Raw genomic sequence first — 19,972 nt, 5'->3', positions numbered from 1 at the left:
TTGTACACGGATATCGCTATCAGGCTCACTCCTACAGTTGATTTGTGTTGTGCCAATAAAAAGGGCCATTCAATTTTCATCGAATGGCCCTTTTTTGTGCCTGCCGGAATTACTCGGCGATCTGCAACTTACGCGCCTCGGTATACACGTAACGCACCTTCTCGTACTCGAACGGCGAGTTCATCTGACCGTAGCGGAAGCTGGTCTGGTAGCGCTTGTCGACCGCGCGCAGGGCCCAGATTTCCGGGTGGTTGGAGCTGACTTCCGAGACGTTAAGGAAGTTGATCGCTGATTCGGCGGTGTAATCCACAGCAAGACCGGCGGTGTCGCGGATGTTCGACGGGCCGAGGATTGGCAACACGAAGTAGGCGCCGCCCGGTACACCGTAGAAGCCCAGGGTCTGGCCGAAGTCTTCGCTCTGGCGCGGCAGGCCCATGGCGGTCGCTGGGTCCCAAAGGCCGGCAATGCCGATGGTGGTGTTGAGCAGCAGGCGCGCGGTGGTTTCCATCGAGCGCTGACCTTTGAACTGCAACAGGCTGTTGACCAGGTTCGGCACGTCACCGAGGTTGTTGAAGAAGTTGCTTACCCCGGTACGCACAAAACTCGGTGTGATGTAGCGATAGCCATCGACCACCGGCAGGAACACCCATTGGTCGAAGCGGTAGTTGAAGTGGTAAACCCGGCGGTTCCACGACTCCAGCGGGTCGTAGACGTTCAGCGCGTTGAGCGTCGAACGCTCGAATTCGCGCTGATCCAGCCCCGGGTTGAACTTGAGTTTGGACAGCGGCTCTTTGAAGCCGTCGCTGTCGACGACGACCGGCGCGTTGGCTTTACTGTTGTCGGCCTGGGCCACGCCTGCGCAGAGGAGCGCTGCCATCAGCAGGAGATATTTAGCCACGGAAGAACTCCAGCATGGCGTCGCTGTTGACGCGGTAGTTAAGGTTGCCGCAATGGCCGCCCAGTGGATAAACGGTCAGGCGATCACCGAATGTTTTACGCAGGAAACCGAGGTCGCCCGGGCCCAGGATTACGTCGTCGGCGTTGTGCATCACGGCGATTTTCGGGCTGTCATGCAGGTAATCCTTCAGCGCATACAGACTGACCTGATCGATCAGTTGCAGCAGGCTGCCGCCGTCAGTGCGCGCACGCCACATCGGGATCACCTGTTCGGTCAGGTAGCAGTCGAAGTCGCACTGCAGCGCACGCTTGAGGAACGGCGTGAGGCTGGTGCCTTCGGTGATCGGGAATTTCGGCGGGGTGATCAGGCCGCGACGGTTGATCAGATCCGAGGTGAAGGCAATGTCGGCCGCCGAGAAGCGGAACGAGGTGCCAATCAACATCGCCATCTGTTCGTTGGTCAGGTGCTGCTTGGACTGCTGGAAGTCGTAGAGCAGTGCGTCGTTGAGGTCGATGTAGCCTTTCTGCTGGAAGTAGCGGGTCAGCTTCGACAGCACCAGTTCATAGAACGTGGTGCTGGTGTTGATGCCTTTCACCTCGGTTTGCACCAACTTGTCGAGGTTGGTCACCGAGGTGTAGAGGTTTACCGGCGGATTGAGCAGCAGGACTTTCTTGAAGTTGAAGCTGCGACGCGTCTCGTCCAGATGCGCTACGAAGGCGGCATCAAGGGCGCCGAGGCTGTAACCGGTCAGGTAATACTCGGTCACCGGCAGTTTCGGGTTCTGCGCGCGCACAGCCTGCATCACCCGGTACATGTCCTCAGCGTCTTCCTTGGTCACGCCCGGGGTGGCGAAACGGGAGGCGGCGCTGATGAAGTCGAAACTGGTTGGCGAAGACAGCTGCACGACGTGATAGCCGGCCTTGTAGTAGAGCTTTTTCAGGTATTCGTTGAGGGTGCTGTCATAACGCGCGCCGGTGCCGGCGATCAGGAAGATCAGCGGTGCCGGTTTGTCCTGGGTGGCGATGCGATAGGTGAGTTTTTTCACCGCCCAAAAGTTATCCGGCAGGATGAACTCTCGCTCCGGGCGCAACGTCAGGCTGCGGTCCGACTGATTGATGTCGTCGTCCAGCGGCAATTCCGGGCGCAAGTCCGGCGGCGTCGTGGCGATGGTCGCCTCGAACGGGTTGGTCAGGGGGTAGCCATAACTGGCGGCATCGATATCCACCGCCAGTGCGGACGCACTCAAAATAAGGCCGCTGAACAGCGCGGCGAAGCGCAAGGAACGGAGCATGACTAGATCCCTTAGAGGAAGGTGCCGAATGAAGTTCGCAGGCTATGACCACCGGGGTTGCGCCAAAGTGCCATGCTGCGGCACCAAACAGGCAGAATTCGGAGTAATAGTAGCTGGACGATACACTTTGCACGCCCTGAATGAACAGTTAACAGTTGTTAGTTCTTGCACACGGCTGGCGGCAGATTAAGCTGGCCGCCGATTTCCGAAGATTGGAGTGTTTCATGTCCCGCCGTTTGCCCGTGATTTTGCTGCTCGTTCTGTTGCCGTTGTGGCTGGCCGCCAGTTATGGCGCGCGTTATGGCTTTATGGAAGACGGAAAGTGGGTGGGCATCTGCGTCGACGAGGCCAGCCGCTGGGAATGTCAGGTGCGCTCGAACCTGGGCTGGATGATTCATTTCAAGGTGTTGGGCTGGACGGCGCTGGGTGCGGCGTTGATCGGTTTTGTCTTGCCGGGGCGGGCAGGGTGGTGGCTGGCGGTGCTGGCGCTGGTGTTTGGGGCGCCGGCGCTGGCGTTGTACAACACCACGTTGGCGGTGTTTGCGCTGGTGATTGCCGGGTTGCGTCTGGTCCGGGAGTCCCGCAGCGCCTGACAGTCAGTCTTCGCGAGCAAGCTCGCTCCCACATTTGGAATGCATTCTCCTGTGGGAGCGAGCTTGCTCGCGAAGAGGTCTTTAGCCTCGCTGAAAATCAGACCTTGCGAACGCGAAGGCAGCGCCACAAAGCAGCCACCATCAACACACTCACCAACGCCCAACCCCACGCCTGCTGATTCTGCAGGCCTTCCTGATACAACTGCGGCGCAATCCCCGCGCCGACAATAAACGTCAGCAGGGCAATTTCCCGACGCGGCACGCTCACCGGCCGGCACAGATAAACCAGCGCCGGCAGCACGAACGCCATGCTCGCAAAGCTGCGATAACGCGGATCGAAGACCATCTCGAGCATCATTACTGCTGCGGCAAAACCTGCCGCTGCGACCAGCCAGCCCGCGCGGCGCTCCAATAGATTGAACGCCCGCTCACGCCAGCCAGTACGGGCGCTCAACGTCAACGCAGCGTGCGCCAGAACCAACAGATTCAACACCGTCAGCAAGCCGACCCACAACCACTCACTGGCAAACCGCGTGGTTACCCGTGCGAGATCACCCCAGGCGCCAATCGAGCAAGCGGCGAGGGCGCCCAGCAGCGGCAACACCAACGCCGAGCGCGTAGTGCGGACGCGACCGCCAAGGATCAGCGTGCCAAGAAAAATCAAACCACCGACCGCCAGCCATTCCTTCCAATAGGGGACGTTGGTCACCGGCCCGGTCAGCACGCCCTTGTCCTGACGGTCGGCATCGAACAAGCCCCAATAGCCACCGACTGCGCCTTCACTGCCGCGCTTCCATGGCTGGTCAAACGCTTCGATCAGGTTGTAATGCCAGCCTTCCTTCTCGGCCATCGCGACAAAACCACGAATGAATTTGGCCTCATTGACCCGACTCGGCAGGGCGGTTTCGCGCTGACGGCCTTCGCTCGGCCAGCCGGTTTCGCCGATCATCACGTCCTTCGGTGCGAACTTATTGCCGAACACTTGGCGCACATCCGCGACGTGTTGCAGGGCGACATCGATGTTTGATGGATCATCTTCCCAGTACGGCAGCAAATGAATAGTCAGAAAGTCCACCGCTGGCGCGACTTCAGGATGCTTGAGCCAGAACTCCCAGACATCGGCGTACGTGACCGGTTGCTTGACCTGACTTTTGACCTTGTTGATCAATCGGGCCAGTTGCGCGCCGGTGACTTCCTTGCGCAGCAGCGCCTCGTTGCCGACGATCACTGCACTGACCACATCCGCGTTGGCGTTGGCCGATTTGATCAGCAGGTCGACTTCCTTTTCGGTGTCCACCGGGTTGCTGTTGACCCACGCGCCGATCATCAATTTCAAGCCGTGTTTGCGCGCCAGATCCGGCAGCGCCTCAAGGCCTGTCATGGAGTAAGTGCGTATGCACTCAAAGCGTGTCGCCAGCAATGCGAGATCGGCGTCCATGCGCTCAGGGCGCAGTTTGAACGGCACGTCGAACGGCGATTGGTCTTTATCGAACGGGGTGTAGGAGGCGCACTGCAATTTATGCGTCGGGGTCGCGGCGTCGGGCAGGATCACCGGTTGGCCGAGGCCGTACCAGAAGCCGCCGAGGGCAAACAGCCCCAGCAGGCAGGCGAAGAGATAAGGCAGAAAAGGGAAGCGGGAAGTCGCGGACATGGTCAGGCCGAGTGGCTGCAAAGCGACGCATGTTACCTGCATTTATAGAGGGGTTGGTGGCCCGCATGATTTTGACATGCAAAGTTCGGGCGGATTATTTGGCGTCATTTATATAGCCGCGATTAATGGCCTTGTGATGTCGTTTCTCGTTGTCTTGAGGTCGCTGGCAGAGCAGGTCGCGAGCGTCGTCAGGTTGATGATCAAAGCGTCAGCACTCCACTGATGTTCCAGCGAGTTTGCGGTCAGGCGTGATGGGGGCGCTGTGCACCATAACAATACGTTGACGTCGCCCGCCATCCGTCGGGCGCAGCATTTCGGGGAAGTAACGATGAAGATGCGACGACTTTTAGGCGCAGGTGCCGCACTGGCGCTGGCGATGAGTGCGACACTGGCCAGTGCGGAAACCAAGACCCTGAACATCGGTTACGTTGATGGCTGGTCCGACAGCGTGGCGACCACTCACGTGGCGGCCGAAGTGATCAAGCAGAAACTCGGCTACGACGTGAAACTGCAAGCCGTCGCCACCGGGATCATGTGGCAGGGCGTGGCCACCGGCAAACTCGACGCCATGCTCTCGGCCTGGCTGCCAGTGACCCACGGTGAATACTGGACGAAGAACAAGGATCAGGTCGTCGATTACGGCCCGAACTTCAAGGATGCGAAAATCGGCCTGATCGTGCCGGAGTATGTGAAAGCCAAGTCGATCGAAGACCTGAAAACCGATGACACCTTCAAAAACCGCATCGTCGGCATCGACGCCGGTTCAGGCGTCATGCTCAAGACTGATCAGGCGATCAAGGATTACGGCCTCGACAAGTATTCCCTCAAGGCCAGTTCCGGCGCCGGCATGATTGCCGAGCTGACCCGTGCCGAGAAGAAAAACGAGTCCATCGCGGTCACCGGTTGGGTGCCGCACTGGATGTTCGCCAAGTGGAAACTGCGCTTCCTCGATGACCCGAAAGGCGTCTACGGCGCAGCTGAAACCGTGAACAGCATCGGCAGCAAAGAACTGGCAACCAAAGCACCGGAAGTGGCCAAGTTCCTGAAGAACTTCCAGTGGGCGTCGAAAGACGAAATCGGCGAAGTCATGCTGGCGATTCAGGACGGTGCCAAACCTGAAGCCGCGGCCAAGGATTGGGTGGCCAAACACCCGGATCGCGTGGCTGACTGGACCAAATAACCGCCACACCGCCTAAACCTGTGGGAGCGAGCCTGCTCGCGAATGCGATCTGTCAGTTGATGCAAATATCGACTGATCCGACGCCTTCGCGAGCAAGCTCGCTCCCACAGTTGTTTTGTGTGTACCGGAAATTGGCAAAAGTGTCATGGCGTTCTACTACTAAGGTCGTCTGTTACCGCGCTCGCAGCCGCATACATTAGCTATGTTCCAACAATAATCTGTGCTGCGAGGATAAAAACAATGAACGACAGCATTTACCTCTCGATTCAAAACAGTCCCCGATTCAAGGAGCTGGTGCGAAAAAGGGAAAAGTTCGCCTGGATACTCTCGGCGATCATGCTCGGGCTTTACTCTGGCTTCATTCTTCTGATCGCTTACGGGCCGCATATTCTGGGCGCGAAACTCAGTCCTGAGTCCTCGATTACCTGGGGAATTCCAATCGGTGTTGGACTCATTCTTTCTGCATTCATCCTCACCGCTATCTACGTGCGCCGCGCCAATGGCGAGTTCGACGACCTGAACAATGCGATTCTCAAGGAGGCTCAGCAATGATCCGGCGTCTACTGGCTTTATTGAGTGTTGCGGCTTTCGCGCCGGGTGTCTGGGCGGCTGACGCGTTGACAGGTGAGGTGGCCAAACAGCCGCTGAACATTCCCGCGATCCTGATGTTCGTGGCGTTCGTCGGTGCGACGCTCTACATCACCTACTGGGCCTCGAAGAAAAACAACTCGGCGGCCGACTACTATGCAGCGGGCGGTAAGATCACCGGTTTCCAGAATGGTCTGGCGATCGCCGGTGACTACATGTCTGCGGCGTCCTTTCTGGGCATTTCCGCGCTGGTGTTTACCTCCGGCTACGATGGCCTGATCTATTCGATCGGCTTCCTGGTGGGCTGGCCGATCATTCTGTTCCTGATCGCCGAGCGCCTGCGTAACCTGGGTAAATACACCTTTGCCGACGTGGCGTCCTACCGCCTCGGGCAAACCCAGATCCGCACCCTGTCGGCCTGCGGTTCGCTGGTGGTGGTGGCGTTCTACCTGATCGCGCAAATGGTTGGTGCCGGCAAATTGATCCAGCTGTTGTTCGGCCTGGACTACCACGTTGCAGTGATTCTGGTCGGTGTGCTGATGTGCATGTACGTGCTGTTCGGCGGCATGCTGGCGACCACTTGGGTGCAGATCATCAAGGCTGTGCTGTTGCTGTCCGGTGCCTCGTTCATGGCGCTGATGGTAATGAAGCACGTAGGCTTCGACTTCAACACGCTGTTCTCCGAAGCGATCAAGGTTCACGCCAAAGGTGAAGCGATCATGAGCCCGGGCGGTCTGGTCAAAGATCCGATTTCGGCCTTCTCGCTGGGTCTGGCGCTGATGTTCGGTACGGCTGGCCTGCCACACATTCTGATGCGCTTCTTCACCGTGAGTGACGCAAAAGAAGCCCGCAAGAGTGTGCTCTATGCCACTGGCTTCATTGGCTACTTCTACATCCTGACCTTTATCATCGGCTTCGGCGCGATCCTGCTGGTCAGCACTAACCCGGCCTTCAAAGATGCGGCTGGCGCGCTGTTGGGCGGCAACAACATGGCGGCGGTGCACCTGGCCAACGCGGTCGGTGGCAGTATCTTCCTCGGCTTTATCTCGGCGGTGGCGTTCGCGACCATTCTGGCGGTTGTGGCCGGTCTGACTCTGGCCGGTGCTTCGGCTGTGTCTCACGACCTGTATGCCAGTGTGATCAAGAAGGGCAAGGCGAACGAGAAGGACGAGATTCGTGTCTCGAAGATCACCACCATTGCCTTGGCAGTGTTGGCGATTGGCTTGGGCATTCTGTTCGAAAGCCAGAACATTGCGTTCATGGTGGGCTTGGCGTTCTCGATCGCTGCCAGCTGTAACTTCCCGGTGCTGTTGCTTTCGATGTACTGGAAGAAGCTGACCACTCGGGGCGCGATGATTGGTGGCTGGTTGGGTCTGGTGAGTGCGGTGGGCTTGATGATCCTTGGCCCGACCATCTGGGTGCAGATTCTGCATCATGAGAAGGCGATCTTCCCTTACGAGTATCCGGCGTTGTTTTCGATGATCATTGCTTTTGTCGGGATCTGGTTCTTCTCGATTACTGACAAGTCGGCGGCTGCGGATAACGAGCGGGCGCTGTTCTTCCCGCAGTTTGTGCGTTCGCAGACTGGGTTGGGGGCGAGTGGGGCGGTTTCGCATTGATGGTTTGATGGTTTTGTAAATGTTGTGCTGAATGCCCCGGTTGAGAGATCGGGGCATTTTTATTGGGCGGTTATCGGACTTGGGAGTGTTTTTTGATTGGGTGTATATCCGTTGCTGCGGTGATGGCTTATTACGGTTTCGCCCTTACGGCGACTCACTTTTTTTCAAACGCCAAAAAAAGTAAGCAAAAAACGCTTGCTCCTACGTGCGGCCCGCTCGCTGGGGCTCGGGGTTCCTTCGCTGCGGGATCGATCCGGGCGCAGCGCCTACGGTTTGCTTCGCTGCACCTCCTTTCGCTGTGTTTGGCTGCGCCAAACGGTCGCTGCGCTCCCACGCCCGGATCAATCCCTCCGCTCAGCCTTCCGACGTCGCCTTACAGATCAAAAGCCGCAGCCGAGCTAACGCTCATCCTGTTGAGTGGTGAGGAGCAACAGCGTGTTCGGCTTTGGATTGGTGTTGGATTCACCCCTCACCCCAGCCCTCTCCCGAGGGAGAGGGAGCCGATGGTGGGCCTCTCAAAATTTGCGTTCAACTCGGACTTTCACGTCGGCGTAACTCTCCCAAACACCTCGGTCAGTCCCCTCTCCCTCTGGGAGAGGGTTAGGGTGAGGGGCTTTTGATCTGTTCCAGAATCTGAGTTCGACTCGGTATTTCAAGTCGGCGTAGCTCTCCCAAACACCTCAATCAGTCACCTCTCCCTCCGGTAGTGGAAGGAAATGGGGCTGATTTGGGTGCTTTTCAAAGCCTGAGTCCAACGCGGTATCGCACGTCGGCGTAGCTCTCCCAAACACCTCAATCAGTCACCTCTCCCTCCGGTAGTGGAAGGAAATGGGGCTGATTTGGGTGCTTTTCAAAGCCTGAGTTCAACGCGGTATCGCACGTCGGCGTAGCTCTCCCAAACACCTCAATCAGTCCCCTCTCCCTCTGGGAGAGGGCTAGGGTGAGGGGCTCTTGATCTGGCTCTTGATCTTGCTTCGGCTTTTGATCTTTTGCCCCATCGGCAGGCCGAGCGTAGGTGTTCATCCGGGGGTTAGGCGCGCAGCGCCGTTCGACGAAGTCGAACACATCGAGAGGAGGTGCAGCGAAGCAAACCGTAGGCGATGCCCCCGGATGGACACCGTAGCGAGGGAACACTGAGCCTCAGCGAAGTGCCGTACGCCAGGGGCAAAGCCTTTTGCTTACTTTTCGGCGTCTGGAAAAGTGAGTCGCTGTAAGAGCGAAACCGCCAGCGGCACCACCCGCAGCAACGGATATGCCCCCAATCCCAATCCCAATCCCAAAACCCCAAATCCCAGACAAAAAAAGGCCCCTATATAAATAGAGGCCGTTCCCGATACAACTTAAGACGTTATCGCAAGACAAATCTTATTTGCGGTCTTCCAGCTTGGTAATGTCACGCGACTCGTAGCCGGTGTACAACTGGCGCGGACGGCCAATCTTGTACGGGCTGGAGAGCATTTCTTTCCAGTGGGAGATCCAGCCAACAGTACGTGCCAGCGCGAAAATCACGGTGAACATGCTGGTTGGAATGCCGATCGCCTTGAGGATGATCCCCGAGTAGAAGTCGACGTTCGGGTACAGCGAGCGTTCGATGAAGTATGGGTCGGTCAGCGCGATCTCTTCCAGGCGCATGGCCAGTTCGAGTTGCGGATCGTTGTTGATGCCCAGTTCCTTCAGTACTTCGTCGCAGGTCTGCTTCATCACAGTCGCGCGAGGGTCGCGGTTCTTGTAAACGCGGTGACCGAAGCCCATCAGTTTGAACGGATCGTTCTTGTCCTTGGCCTTGGCGATGAACTTGTCGATGTTCGAAACATCGCCAATCTCGTCAAGCATGGTCAATACGGCTTCGTTCGCACCGCCGTGGGCAGGGCCCCACAGTGCGGCGATACCGGCGGCGATACAGGCGAACGGGTTGGCACCCGAGGAGCCGGCCAGACGCACGGTGGAAGTCGAGGCGTTCTGCTCGTGGTCGGCGTGGAGGATGAAAATCCGGTCCATGGCCTTGGCGAGCACCGGGCTGATCGGTTTGATCTCGCACGGGGTGTTGAACATCATGTGCAGGAAGTTTTCCGCGTACGTCAGGTCGTTGCGCGGGTACATCATGGGCTGGCCCATGGAGTACTTGTAAACCATCGCTGCCAGGGTCGGCATCTTGGCAACCAGACGGATCGCGGAAATTTCGCGATGCTGCGGGTTATTGATGTCCAGGGAGTCGTGGTAGAAGGCCGAGAGGGCGCCGACTACACCGCACATGACGGCCATCGGGTGGGCGTCGCGACGGAAACCGTTGAAGAAGGTTTTCAACTGCTCGTGAACCATCGTGTGGTTTTTCACGGTGCTGACGAACTGGGCCTTCTGTTCTGCGGTCGGCAGTTCGCCGTTGAGCAGCAGGTAGCAGGTTTCCAGGTAGTCCGACTTTTCAGCCAGTTGTTCGATCGGGTAGCCGCGGTGCAACAGAATGCCGTTGTCGCCGTCGATATAGGTAATCTTCGACTCGCACGAGGCGGTCGACATGAAGCCTGGGTCGAAAGTGAAGCGGCCCGTGGCCGTCAGGCCCCGAACATCGATTACATCGGGACCAACGGTGCCGGTTAAAATGGGCAGCTCGACGGGGGCTGCGCCCTCGATGATCAACTGCGCTTTTTTGTCAGCCATGTGGCCTCCTATTTATGCTTGAACCATCAGACAGACCCCCCACGCAGGGCCCGCACCACTATAGTGAGATAAATTCGAATGTCAATTTGCCTAAAGTCTTGCTCCAGAAGGCTTTAAGCGCACTTTTTCCTCGAAATTGACTGCCATTTACGCCTTTTATACGACTTGTGCAATCAGCTATTTGGGGTAGGTGATTGCGTTGTCATTAGTAGCCTAACTGTCTATACTCGGCCACCGACCGCCAAGGGCTTTTGGGCTTGCTTTCATTGGGGGTCGCATCCCTGGGTGGTGGTTACCTGACCAGTGCACTCCCCAACAACTTTGCCCTGATTGTTAGGGGCTCTTCAGTGTGAAAAAAAAGCCGTGAAAAGCCAACGACCTGTAAACCTAGACCTAAGGACCATCAAACTCCCAGTCACTGCTTACACGTCCATTCTTCACCGTATCTCCGGTGTCATCCTCTTCGTGTGCCTTGCCATCATGCTTTATGCATTGGACAAGTCGCTCAGCTCCGAGGAAGGCTTCGGTCAGGTGAAAGCGTGTCTGACCAGTCCGCTAGCCAAGCTAGTGATTTGGGGCATCCTGTCCGCTCTGCTGTATCACCTGGTAGCCGGTGTGCGCCATTTGATCATGGACATGGGCATCGGTGAGACGCTGGAAGGCGGCAAGCTGGGCTCGAAAATCGTTATCGCCGTTTCCGTGGTGGTAATCGTTCTGGCAGGAGTTTGGATATGGTAACTAACGTCACGAACCTGTCGCGTTCGGGCCTCTATGACTGGATGGCGCAACGTGTGTCTGCGGTCGTTCTCGCGGCTTACTTCATCTTTCTGATCGGATACGTCGTGGCCCACCCTGGCCTCGAGTATGCCCAGTGGCATGAACTGTTCGCCCACAACGGGATGCGTATTTTCAGCCTCCTGGCCCTTGTTGCTCTCGGCGCTCACGCCTGGGTCGGCATGTGGACCATCGCGACTGACTACCTGACGCCGATGGCGTTCGGCAAGTCCGCAACGGCGATACGTTTCCTTTTCCAGGCAGTATGCGGCGTTGCGATGTTCGCTTACTTCGTCTGGGGTGTGCAGATTCTCTGGGGTATCTGAGTCATGGCTAACATTCCAACGATTTCTTTCGACGCCATCATTATTGGTGGTGGCGGTGCCGGCATGCGCGCTGCGCTGCAACTGGCACAGGGCGGTCACAAGACTGCCGTGATCACCAAGGTTTTCCCGACCCGTTCGCACACTGTATCCGCTCAAGGCGGCATCACGTGCGCGATCGCGTCTGCTGACCCGAACGATGACTGGCGCTGGCACATGTACGATACCGTCAAGGGCTCCGACTACATCGGTGACCAGGACGCTATTGAATACATGTGTCAGGAAGGCCCGGCCGCGGTTTTCGAGCTGGACCACATGGGTCTGCCGTTCTCGCGTACCGAACAAGGCCGTATCTACCAGCGTCCGTTCGGTGGTCAGTCCAAGGACTACGGTAAAGGCGGCCAGGCTGCGCGTACTTGCGCGGCTTCCGACCGTACCGGTCACGCCCTGCTGCACACCCTTTATCAGGGCAACCTGAAAGCCGGTACCACGTTCCTGAACGAGTACTACGCTGTCGACCTGGTGAAGAACCAGGAAGGCGATTTCGTCGGTGTGATCGCGATCTGCATCGAAACTGGCGAAACTTCCTACATCCGCGCCAAAGCCACCGTATTGGCTACCGGCGGTGCAGGTCGTATCTACGCTTCCACCACCAACGCCCTGATCAACACCGGTGACGGCGTCGGCATGGCTCTGCGTGCTGGCGTACCGGTACAAGACATCGAAATGTGGCAGTTCCACCCGACCGGCATCGCCGGTGCCGGTGTACTGGTTACAGAAGGTTGCCGTGGTGAAGGTGGTTACCTGATCAACAAGCACGGCGAGCGTTTCATGGAGCGTTATGCTCCGAACGCCAAAGACCTTGCCGGTCGTGACGTGGTTGCTCGCTCGATGGTTAAAGAAATCATCGCCGGCAACGGTTGCGGTCCGAATGGCGACCACGTGATGCTCAAACTCGACCACTTGGGCGAGGAAGTGCTGCACAGCCGTCTGCCAGGCATCTGCGAACTGTCGAAGACTTTCGCCCACGTTGACCCGGTTGTTGCGCCGGTTCCGGTTGTTCCGACTTGCCACTATATGATGGGCGGCGTTGCCACCAACATCCATGGTCAGGCGATCACCCAGAACGCCGATGGCGTGGATCAGATCATTCCTGGTCTGTTCGCGGTAGGTGAAGTGGCTTGCGTATCGGTTCACGGTGCCAACCGTCTGGGCGGCAACTCGCTGCTCGACCTGGTGGTATTCGGCCGCGCTGCCGGCCTGCACCTGGAAAAAGCCCTGACCGACGGCATCGAATACGACGACGCTACCGAAGCCGATATCGAAGCTGCCCTGTCGCGCCTGAACGCACTGAACAACCGTACTGACGGCGAAGACGTCGCTACCCTGCGTCGCGAGCTGCAGAGCTGCATGCAGAACTACTTCGGTGTATTCCGTACTGGCGAATACATGCAGAAGGGTATCGCTCAGCTGGCCGATCTGCGCAAGCGTATCGCCAACGTGAAGATCAACGATAAGTCGCAGGCGTTCAACACTGCACGTATCGAAGCGCTGGAACTGCAAAACCTGCTGGAAGTGGCTGAAGCTACCGCCATCGCGGCCGAAGTACGTAAAGAGTCCCGCGGTGCTCACGCCCGTGAAGACTTTGAAGATCGTGATGACGAAAACTGGCTGTGCCACACCCTGTACTTCCCGGGTGACAAGCGCGTCACCAAGCGTGCCGTGAACTTCTCGCCGAAGACTGTTCCGACTTTCGAACCTAAAGTCCGGACTTATTAAGGGTGACCGCCATGTTGAATGTCAGTGTTTATCGCTACAACCCTGATCAGGACGCTGCGCCGTTCATGCAGGAATTCCAGGTCGATACCGGTGGTAAAGACCTGATGGTGCTGGACGTGCTGGCCCTGATCAAAGAGCAGGACGAGGGTTTCTCCTATCGTCGCTCTTGCCGTGAAGGCGTCTGCGGCTCCGACGGCATGAACATCAACGGTAAAAACGGTCTGGCGTGCATCACGCCGCTGTCCGCCGTTGTAAAAGGTAACAAGCTGATCGTTCGTCCGCTGCCAGGTTTGCCGGTTATCCGTGACCTGGTCGTCGATATGAGCATCTTCTACAAGCAATACGAGAAGGTGAAGCCTTACCTGCAGAACGACACGCCGGCTCCGGCCATCGAGCGTCTGCAGTCGCCAGAAGAGCGTGAAAAACTCGACGGTCTGTACGAGTGCATCCTGTGCGCTTGCTGCTCGACCTCTTGCCCGTCCTTCTGGTGGAACCCGGACAAGTTCCTGGGTCCAGCTGCGCTGCTGCAAGCTTATCGCTTCCTGGCAGACAGCCGTGACACCAAGACCAACGAGCGTCTGGCTTCGCTCGATGACCCGTTCAGCGTCTTCCGCTGCCGGGGCATCATGAACTGCGTCAACGTATGTCCGAAAGGCCTGAACCCGACTAAGGCCATCGGTCACATCCGTAACATGCTGCTTTCGAGCGGCGTGTGATTCAGCTGCTGTAACCGCTGTACCGTAGAGGCTGTGGCGCGGGCTTCAACCCGCGTCATGGCTATAACCAGAGTAGTAGCCACAAGCTGCCGCTCTTATTTTGAAGAAATGAGACAAGCAGGGGCATCCGGGCTGGTACCCGGACTATCAGTGTGATCCTAAGTGGCTTGTTTTAGTCGCTGCATTCGGACTTCTGCAAGTTTGCTCGGTGTCGACATCGATGGTGTTCCCCTAACCGAGGGTGACCAAGCATGCAAGAAAGCGTGATGCAGCGCATGTGGAACAGCGCCTACCTTTCAGGTGGAAACGCTGCCTATGTGGAAGAGCTTTATGAGCTCTACCTGCACGACCCTAACGCTGTGCCAGAAGAGTGGCGCACCTACTTTCAGAAGTTGCCTGCCGACGGCAACTCTGCCACTGATGTTTCGCACTCCACGATTCGCGATCATTTCGTGCTGCTGGCAAAGAACCAGCGCCGCGCCCAACCGGTTTCCGCCGGCAGCGTGAGCAGTGAGCACGAGAAGAAGCAAGTTGAAGTGTTGCGATTGATCCAGGCCTACCGTATGCGTGGCCACCAGGCAGCCCAGCTTGACCCGCTGGGGCTGTGGCAGCGTCCTGCACCTGCAGACCTGTCGATCAATCATTACGGCTTGACCAATGCCGATCTTGATACGACCTTCCGTGCCGGCGACCTGTTCATCGGCAAAGAGGAAGCGAGCCTACGCGAAATTCACGAAGCGTTGCAGCAGACATATTGCCGCACCATCGGCGCTGAATTTACGCACATCACCGATTCCGAGCAGCGCCAGTGGTTCCAGCAGCGTCTGGAAAGCGTGCGTGGTCGTCCGACGTACTCCGCCGACATCAAGAGCCACCTGCTTGAGCGCGTAACCGCCGGTGAAGGCCTGGAAAAATACCTGGGCACCAAATACCCGGGCACCAAGCGTTTCGGTCTGGAAGGCGGCGAAAGCCTGATTCCGATGCTCGACGAACTGATCCAGCGTTCCGGTTCCTACGGCACCAAGGAAGTCGTCATCGGCATGGCCCACCGTGGCCGTCTGAACGTGCTGGTCAACACCTTCGGCAAGAACCCGCGCGAGCTGTTCGACGAGTTCGAAGGCAAGAAGAAGGTCGAGCTGGGTTCCGGTGACGTTAAGTATCACCAGGGCTTCTCGTCCAACGTGATGACCGCCGGCGGTGAAGTTCACCTGGCCATGGCGTTCAACCCGTCCCACCTGGAAATCGTTTCCCCGGTGGTCGAAGGTTCGGTGCGCGCCCGTCAGGATCGTCGTAATGACGCTACTGGCGAGAAGGTTCTGCCGATCTCCATCCACGGTGACGCTGCATTCGCAGGTCAGGGCGTGGTCATGGAAACCTTCCAGATGTCGCAGACCCGCGGTTTCAAGACCGGCGGTACCGTGCACATCGTGATCAACAACCAGGTCGGTTTCACCATCAGCAACCCGCTGGACTCGCGCTCCACCGAGTACGCCACCGACGTCGCGAAGATGATCCAGGCGCCGATCCTCCATGTGAATGGTGATGATCCGGAAGCCGTATTGTTCGTGACACAGTTGGCCATCGACTACCGCATGCAGTTCAAGCGTGACGTGGTGATCGACCTGGTCTGCTACCGTCGTCGCGGCCACAACGAAGCTGACGAGCCTAGCGGCACCCAGCCTCTGATGTATCAGCAGATCACCAAACAGCGCACCACCCGTGAGCTGTACGCTGATCGTCTGACCCAGGGCGGTGTGCTGGACGCAGAGCGTGTTCAGGCGAAAGTCGATGAATACCGCAACGCGCTGGACAACGGTCTGCACGTAGTGAAATCGCTGGTCAAAGAGCCGAACAAAGAGCTGTTCGTGGACTGGCGTCCGTATCTGGGCCACGCCTGGACTGCGCGTCACGACACTCGCTTTGATCTGAAGACCCTGCAAGAACTGTCCGCCAAGCTGCTGGAAATTCCGGAAGGCTTCGTGGTTCAGCGTCAGGTCTCGAAGATCTACGAAGACCGTCAGAAGATGCAAGCCGGCGGCCTGCCGATCAACTGGGGTTACGCCGAAACCATGGCGTACGCGACCCTGGCGTTCGAAGGTCACCCGATCCGTATGACCGGTCAGGACATCGGCCGCGGTACGTTCTCGCACCGTCACGCTGTGCTGCACAACCAGAAAGACGCGGGCACCTACATTCCGCTGCAGCACCTGTACGACGGTCAGCCACGCTTTGACCTGTACGACTCGTTCCTGTCGGAAGAAGCGGTACTGGCGTTCGAATACGGTTACTCGACCACCACGCCGGATGCGCTGGTGATCTGGGAAGCCCAGTTCGGCGACTTCGCCAACGGTGCACAGGTTGTAATCGACCAGTTCATCACCAGCGGCGAGCACAAGTGGGGCCGTCTCTGCGGTCTGACCATGTTGCTGCCACACGGTTACGAAGGTCAGGGCCCTGAGCACAGCTCGGCACGTCTTGAGCGTTACCTGCAATTGTGCGCCGAGCACAACATTCAGGTTGCCGTACCGACTACGCCAGCACAGATCTACCACTTGCTGCGTCGTCAGGTGATTCGTCCGCTGCGTAAGCCGTTGATCGTGCTGACGCCGAAGTCGCTGCTGCGCCACAAGCTGGCCATCTCGACCCTGGAAGATCTGGCCGAAGGTTCGTTCCAGACCGTGATCCCGGAAATCGATGCACTGGACCCGAAAAAGGTCGAGCGCGTTGTTCTGTGTAGCGGCAAGGTCTACTACGACCTGCTGGAAAAACGCCGTGCCGAAGGCCGTGAAGATATCGCCATCGTGCGTATCGAGCAGCTGTACCCATTCCCTGAGGACGACTTGAAAGAAGTCCTGGCTCCATACACCAACGTCAAAAATGCCGTTTGGTGTCAGGAAGAGCCGATGAACCAGGGCGCCTGGTACTGCAGCCAGCACCACTTGCGTCGCAGCATCGGTAACCTCGACAAGTCTCTCGTACTTGAGTACGCGGGCCGTGAGGCTTCTGCTGCCCCAGCTTGTGGTTACGCATCGATGCACGCCGAGCAGCAGGAAAAACTCCTGCAAGACGCGTTTACCATTTAACGCCTTCGCGCACCTGAAACCGAATTTAAGGAACCACAGATAATGGCTATCGAGATCAAAGCCCCCACTTTCCCGGAATCGGTTGCCGATGGCACCGTTGCCACCTGGCACAAACAACCGGGCGACGCTGTCAAGCGCGACGACCTGATCGTCGACATCGAAACCGACAAAGTCGTACTGGAAGTTCTGGCTACCGCTGATGGCGTGCTGGGCGCAATCGTCAAGAACGAAGGCGACACCGTTCTGTCCGACGAAGTGCTGGGCTCCATCGAAGCGGGCGGCGCTGCTGCCGCTGCCCCAGCCGCCGCTGCTGCTCCGGCCGCTGCTGCCGCTGCACCGGCTGCCGCCGAAGGCGAAGACGATCCTGTTGCTGCACCGGCTGCTCGCAAGCTGGCTGAAGAAAACGGCATCAACATCGCTTCCGTTGCCGGCACCGGCAAGGGCGGTCGTGTGACCAAGGAAGACGTGGTTGCTGCTGTTGCTGCCAAGAAAGCCGCTCCGGCTGCCGCGCCTGCCAAGGCTGCTGCGCCTTCGGCTGCTGCTCCTGTGTTCGCCGCTGGCGACCGCATCGAGAAGCGCGTACCGATGACCCGTGTTCGTGCCACCGTGGCCAAGCGTCTGGTTGAAGCACAGTCGAACATGGCGATGCTGACCACTTTCAACGAAGTCGACATGACTGAAGTCATGGCCCTGCGTTCGAAGTACAAGGACCTGTTCGAGAAGTCCCACAACGGCGTACGCCTGGGCTTCATGTCGTTCTTCGTGAAAGCGGCCACCGAAGCGCTGAAACGCTTCCCGGCTGTCAACGCGTCGATCGACGGCGGCGACATCGTTTACCACGGCTACGCGGACATCGGCGTTGCCGTTTCCAGCGACCGTGGCCTGGTGGTTCCGGTTCTGCGTAACGCCGAGCTGATGAGCCTGGCTGAAATTGAAGGCGGCATCGCCACCTTCGGCAAGAAAGCCCGTGACGGCAAACTGTCGATGGACGAGATGACCGGTGGTACCTTCACCATCACCAACGGTGGTACCTTCGGTTCGATGATGTCGACCCCGATCGTCAACCCGCCGCAGGCAGCGATTCTGGGCATGCACAACATCATCCAGCGTCCTATGGCCATCAATGGTCAGGTCGTTATCCGTCCGATGATGTACCTGGCACTGTCCTACGATCACCGTCTGATCGATGGCAAAGAAGCTGTGACTTTCCTGGTGACCATCAAGAACCTGCTGGAAGATCCGGCTCGTCTGTTGCTGGATATTTGATAGAAGCAGCTGCAAGTCTCAAGCTGCAAGCTGCGAGTAACCGCAGTTTGGCTTGAGGCTTGCGGCTTCACGCTTGCTGCAAAAAAGAGGATTTTTGAATGTCGCAGAAATTTGACGTAGTAGTGATCGGTGCTGGCCCTGGTGGCTACGTGGCTGCCATCAAGGCGGCGCAGCTGGGTCTGACCACTGCCTGCATCGAGAAGTACACCGACGCTGAAGGCAAGCAAGCCCTGGGCGGCACCTGCCTGAACGTGGGCTGCATTCCTTCCAAGGCGCTGCTCGACAGTTCCTGGAAATACAAGGAAGCGAAAGAAAGCTTCAACGTTCACGGTATCTCGACTGGCGAAGTCAAAATGGACGTCGCTGCGATGGTTGGCCGCAAGGCTGGCATCGTCAAGAACCTGACCGGCGGCGTTGCCACCTTGTTCAAGGCCAACGGCGTTACTTCGATCCAGGGCCACGGCAAACTGCTGGCTGGCAAGAAAGTCGAAGTCACCAAGCCAGACGGCTCGGTTGAAGTCATCGAAGCTGAAAACGTCATTCTGGCTCCAGGCTCGCGTCCGATCGACATTCCACCGGCTCCGGTTGATCAGAAAGTCATCGTTGATTCGACTGGCGCTCTGGAATTCCAGTCCGTACCTAAGCGTCTGGGCGTGATCGGCGCTGGCGTGATCGGTCTGGAATTGGGTTCGGTCTGGTCGCGTCTGGGCTCCGAAGTCGTTGTTCTGGAAGCACTGGACACCTTCCTGATGGCAGCGGACACCGCTGTTTCCAAGGAAGCGCTGAAAACCCTGACCAAACAAGGTCTGGACATCAAACTGGGCGCTCGCGTAACCGGCTCGAAAGTGAACGGCGACGAAGTCGTTGTGAACTACACCGATGCCAACGGCGAACAGACCATCACTTTCGACAAGCTGATCGTAGCCGTTGGTCGCCGTCCGGTGACCACTGATCTGCTGGCTGCCGACAGCGGCGTGACCCTCGACGAGCGCGGTTTCGTGCACGTTGACGATCACTGCGCGACCACCGTACCGGGCGTTTTCGCCATCGGTGACGTGGTTCGCGGCATGATGCTGGCTCACAAAGCTTCGGAAGAAGGCATCATGGTTGTCGAGCGCATCAAGGGCCACAAAGCCCAGATGAACTATGACCTGATCCCTTCGGTTATTTATACTCACCCGGAAATCGCGTGGGTTGGCAAAACCGAGCAGGCCTTGAAAGCTGAAGGCGTTGAAGTTAACGTCGGCACCTTCCCGTTCGCCGCTTCCGGCCGTGCCATGGCCGCCAACGATACCGGTGGTTTCGTCAAGGTCATCGCTGATGCCAAGACTGACCGCGTATTGGGCGTGCACGTGATTGGCCCGAGCGCTGCAGAACTGGTTCAGCAGGGCGCGATCGGTATGGAATTCGGCACCAGCGCTGAAGACCTGGGCATGATGGTTTTCTCCCATCCGACCCTGTCTGAAGCCTTGCACGAAGCTGCTCTGGCTGTGAATGGCGGTGCCATCCACATTGCCAACCGCAAGAAGCGTTAAGACACAATAAGAAACCACGGC

At 58.0% G+C, this 19,972-nt stretch carries 15 protein-coding genes; 11 read left to right on the top strand and 4 right to left on the bottom strand.

What is annotated here, in order from left to right; translation table 11 throughout:
* Positions 1-109: 109 nt before the first annotated feature.
* Positions 110-898 (bottom strand): MlaA family lipoprotein, encoded by a 789-nt coding sequence (locus tag AC0ZWN_RS27465; protein ID WP_034151542.1) that lies wholly within the window; start codon positions 896-898, stop codon positions 110-112.
* Positions 891-2,189: a serine protein kinase PrkA gene (locus AC0ZWN_RS27460; protein WP_007919928.1), complete on the bottom strand. Its 1,299-nt coding sequence runs from the start codon at positions 2,187-2,189 to the stop codon at positions 891-893. Before AC0ZWN_RS27460 ends, AC0ZWN_RS27465 begins: the two co-directional genes overlap by 8 nt.
* Positions 2,190-2,413: 224 nt before the next feature.
* Here AC0ZWN_RS27460 and AC0ZWN_RS27455 point away from each other — a divergent pair, with 224 nt between their 5' ends.
* Complete coding sequence (locus AC0ZWN_RS27455) at positions 2,414-2,782, top strand: hypothetical protein (RefSeq protein WP_099758389.1); 369 nt, start codon at positions 2,414-2,416, stop codon at positions 2,780-2,782.
* Positions 2,783-2,879: 97 nt separating this feature from the next.
* Here AC0ZWN_RS27455 and AC0ZWN_RS27450 read toward each other — a convergent pair whose 3' ends face one another.
* Positions 2,880-4,475, bottom strand: a complete 1,596-nt coding sequence (locus AC0ZWN_RS27450) for a glycoside hydrolase family 17 protein (protein ID WP_476337493.1) — start codon at positions 4,473-4,475, stop codon at positions 2,880-2,882.
* Positions 4,476-4,761: 286 nt separating this feature from the next.
* Here AC0ZWN_RS27450 and AC0ZWN_RS27445 point away from each other — a divergent pair, with 286 nt between their 5' ends.
* The 3 genes from AC0ZWN_RS27445 (at position 4,762) to AC0ZWN_RS27435 (ending at position 7,820) form a co-directional block, all read left to right on the top strand.
* On the top strand, positions 4,762-5,613 hold the full coding sequence (locus AC0ZWN_RS27445) for a glycine betaine ABC transporter substrate-binding protein (RefSeq protein WP_476337491.1): 852 nt from the start codon (positions 4,762-4,764) through the stop codon (positions 5,611-5,613).
* A 240-nt stretch (positions 5,614-5,853) separates the two neighbouring features.
* Entirely contained in the window at positions 5,854-6,165 is a 312-nt protein-coding gene (locus AC0ZWN_RS27440; protein ID WP_007919908.1) for a DUF485 domain-containing protein, read from the top strand.
* Positions 6,162-7,820, top strand: coding sequence for a cation acetate symporter (locus tag AC0ZWN_RS27435; RefSeq protein ID WP_095050218.1), 1,659 nt, complete (start codon positions 6,162-6,164; stop codon positions 7,818-7,820). Before AC0ZWN_RS27440 ends, AC0ZWN_RS27435 begins: the two co-directional genes overlap by 4 nt.
* Before the next feature lie 1,365 nt (positions 7,821-9,185).
* Here the strand turns inward: AC0ZWN_RS27435 and gltA are convergent.
* A complete protein-coding gene (gene gltA / locus AC0ZWN_RS27430) occupies positions 9,186-10,475 on the bottom strand; it encodes a citrate synthase (protein ID WP_003222994.1) in 1,290 nt (429 codons plus the stop codon).
* 363 nt (positions 10,476-10,838) lie between these two features.
* Here gltA and sdhC point away from each other — a divergent pair, with 363 nt between their 5' ends.
* The 7 genes from sdhC to lpdA all read left to right on the top strand — a co-directional run bounded on the left by sdhC (position 10,839) and on the right by lpdA (position 19,951).
* Positions 10,839-11,213, top strand: a complete 375-nt coding sequence (gene sdhC / locus AC0ZWN_RS27425) for a succinate dehydrogenase, cytochrome b556 subunit (protein WP_016773673.1) — start codon at positions 10,839-10,841, stop codon at positions 11,211-11,213.
* Positions 11,207-11,575 (top strand): succinate dehydrogenase, hydrophobic membrane anchor protein, encoded by a 369-nt coding sequence (gene sdhD, locus AC0ZWN_RS27420; RefSeq protein WP_003222999.1) that lies wholly within the window; start codon positions 11,207-11,209, stop codon positions 11,573-11,575. Before sdhC ends, sdhD begins: the two co-directional genes overlap by 7 nt.
* 3 nt (positions 11,576-11,578) lie before the next feature.
* Complete coding sequence (gene sdhA, locus AC0ZWN_RS27415; protein WP_093439913.1) at positions 11,579-13,351, top strand: succinate dehydrogenase flavoprotein subunit; 1,773 nt, start codon at positions 11,579-11,581, stop codon at positions 13,349-13,351.
* Between the two features lie 11 nt (positions 13,352-13,362).
* Positions 13,363-14,067 (top strand): succinate dehydrogenase iron-sulfur subunit, encoded by a 705-nt coding sequence (locus AC0ZWN_RS27410; RefSeq protein ID WP_095050238.1) that lies wholly within the window; start codon positions 13,363-13,365, stop codon positions 14,065-14,067.
* 251 nt (positions 14,068-14,318) lie between these two features.
* On the top strand, positions 14,319-17,150 hold the full coding sequence (locus AC0ZWN_RS27405; RefSeq protein WP_093439917.1) for a 2-oxoglutarate dehydrogenase E1 component: 2,832 nt from the start codon (positions 14,319-14,321) through the stop codon (positions 17,148-17,150).
* A 42-nt stretch (positions 17,151-17,192) separates the two neighbouring features.
* Positions 17,193-18,416, top strand: coding sequence for a 2-oxoglutarate dehydrogenase complex dihydrolipoyllysine-residue succinyltransferase (odhB, locus tag AC0ZWN_RS27400; RefSeq protein WP_077571706.1), 1,224 nt, complete (start codon positions 17,193-17,195; stop codon positions 18,414-18,416).
* A 98-nt stretch (positions 18,417-18,514) separates the two neighbouring features.
* A complete protein-coding gene (lpdA, locus tag AC0ZWN_RS27395) occupies positions 18,515-19,951 on the top strand; it encodes a dihydrolipoyl dehydrogenase (RefSeq protein ID WP_007919881.1) in 1,437 nt (478 codons plus the stop codon).
* Positions 19,952-19,972 lie beyond the last annotated feature (21 nt).

The sequence above is a fragment of the Pseudomonas sp. 3B-A001-10F genome (assembly GCF_056313565.1).
The sequence above is the reverse complement of the archived record's forward strand: the minus strand, read 5'-3'. Positions and strand labels throughout refer to the sequence as shown.

What these genes read in the sequence shown, in the direction of transcription:
- sdhA (WP_093439913.1), top strand. Translation starts at nt 11,579, where the DNA reads ATGGCTAACATTCCAACGATTTCTTTCGACGCCATCATTATTGGTGGT.
- AC0ZWN_RS27440 (WP_007919908.1), top strand. Translation starts at nt 5,854, where the DNA reads ATGAACGACAGCATTTACCTCTCGATTCAAAACAGTCCCCGATTCAAG.
- odhB (WP_077571706.1), top strand. Translation starts at nt 17,193, where the DNA reads ATGGCTATCGAGATCAAAGCCCCCACTTTCCCGGAATCGGTTGCCGAT.
- AC0ZWN_RS27405 (WP_093439917.1), top strand. Translation starts at nt 14,319, where the DNA reads ATGCAAGAAAGCGTGATGCAGCGCATGTGGAACAGCGCCTACCTTTCA.
- lpdA (WP_007919881.1), top strand. Translation starts at nt 18,515, where the DNA reads ATGTCGCAGAAATTTGACGTAGTAGTGATCGGTGCTGGCCCTGGTGGC.
- AC0ZWN_RS27455 (WP_099758389.1), top strand. Translation starts at nt 2,414, where the DNA reads ATGTCCCGCCGTTTGCCCGTGATTTTGCTGCTCGTTCTGTTGCCGTTG.
- AC0ZWN_RS27410 (WP_095050238.1), top strand. Translation starts at nt 13,363, where the DNA reads ATGTTGAATGTCAGTGTTTATCGCTACAACCCTGATCAGGACGCTGCG.
- AC0ZWN_RS27435 (WP_095050218.1), top strand. Translation starts at nt 6,162, where the DNA reads ATGATCCGGCGTCTACTGGCTTTATTGAGTGTTGCGGCTTTCGCGCCG.
- AC0ZWN_RS27445 (WP_476337491.1), top strand. Translation starts at nt 4,762, where the DNA reads ATGAAGATGCGACGACTTTTAGGCGCAGGTGCCGCACTGGCGCTGGCG.
- AC0ZWN_RS27450 (WP_476337493.1), bottom strand. Translation starts at nt 4,475, where the DNA reads ATGCAGGTAACATGCGTCGCTTTGCAGCCACTCGGCCTGACCATGTCC.
- sdhD (WP_003222999.1), top strand. Translation starts at nt 11,207, where the DNA reads ATGGTAACTAACGTCACGAACCTGTCGCGTTCGGGCCTCTATGACTGG.
- AC0ZWN_RS27460 (WP_007919928.1), bottom strand. Translation starts at nt 2,189, where the DNA reads ATGCTCCGTTCCTTGCGCTTCGCCGCGCTGTTCAGCGGCCTTATTTTG.
- gltA (WP_003222994.1), bottom strand. Translation starts at nt 10,475, where the DNA reads ATGGCTGACAAAAAAGCGCAGTTGATCATCGAGGGCGCAGCCCCCGTC.